Annotated in this window: 2 protein-coding genes; both read left to right on the top strand. The window is 67.6% G+C overall.

Annotation, left to right across the window (positions count from 1 at the left end; all coding sequences use genetic code 11):
• Nucleotides 1-956, top strand: a 956-nt coding sequence (locus tag AC2VOP_RS18760; RefSeq protein WP_486962363.1) for a PPE family protein, SVP subgroup, incomplete at its 5' end; no start/stop codon positions are given.
• Between the two features lie 5 nt (nt 957-961).
• A partial coding sequence (locus AC2VOP_RS18755; protein WP_486962364.1) for a PPE domain-containing protein occupies nt 962-1,050 on the top strand: 89 nt, incomplete at its 3' end.

Raw genomic sequence — 1,050 nt, 5'->3', positions numbered from 1 at the left:
CGATCGCGGCGAAGCAGGCGCAGTACGCCGAGATGTGGACCCAAGACGCCACGGTGATGCACAGCTACACCGCCAACTCGGCGGCCGCCACGAAGGTGACGCCGTTCACCCCCGCGCCGCAGGACACCAACCCGGCCGCGTCGGCCACCCAGTCCGCCGCTGCCGCTCAATCGACCGGAAAAACCAGCATCACGGATCTCCTGGAAACGCTGATCGAGCTGCCGTTGCAGCTTTTGGACAGCCCGCTGTTCTTGCAAACGAACGATCTCAGCGGGTTAGGCGGTCTGCCCCTCATCATGTTCACGGGGCCAGAGTTCACCGCTATTGGGCTGGAAAGTTTGGTAGGCCCGCTGATGTACGGGGCGCTGTCGTTTGCACCGTATGCGTCAACGATGTCGGCTCATGGGATGCCTGAAGGTGCGTTGAGGTCGACACTGGTGGGTTCGGAGTCGGCGCTGGGTGCGTCGAGTTTAGCGGGTTCGGGGGGCCCGGGGGGCTTGGCTGGCCGGGGCGGTGCGGCAATGTCGGCGGGTCTGGGTCGGGCCGCGTCGATGGGGGGGCTTTCGGTGCCGCAGTCTTGGGGCTCCGTGACCCCAACGGCTCCGGAGGTCCGGCTCGCCGCCACCGTGTTACCGGCCGCTGGCTCGGCGGCGTTGCCGCAGGCGGGGTTGGCCGTACCGGGCATGGCAGGCATGGGCGGCATGCCCGCCGTGATGGGCAGCGTCGTCAACACACCGAAAAATACCGGCGCGGGCGCCGCCGGGGTGGGGGTAGGAATGCCGGGGGAACCGGGAGGCCACGACGACACCCCTGGCTCGGAGGGTAGGTCAGGCATTGCCAGCGCATTGACCGAACGCGAACGCGAGGAGTTCAACCGGTTGCGCGAGGAGATCGCCGAAATGGTGATGGAGTGTGATGCGGCAACCCGTTTGATGGGGGAGGCGCTCCGGCCGTGAGTGTGGTGGATTTTGCGGCGTTGCCGCCGGAGGTGAACTCGGCTCGGATGTATGCCGGTGCGGGGTCGGGGCCGTTGATGGCGGCCGCGGCGGC

The organism is Mycobacterium sp. TH-M106 (genome assembly GCF_057473765.1).
Note: the sequence above shows the minus strand (reverse complement) of the source record. Positions and strands in the feature narration are given on the sequence as shown.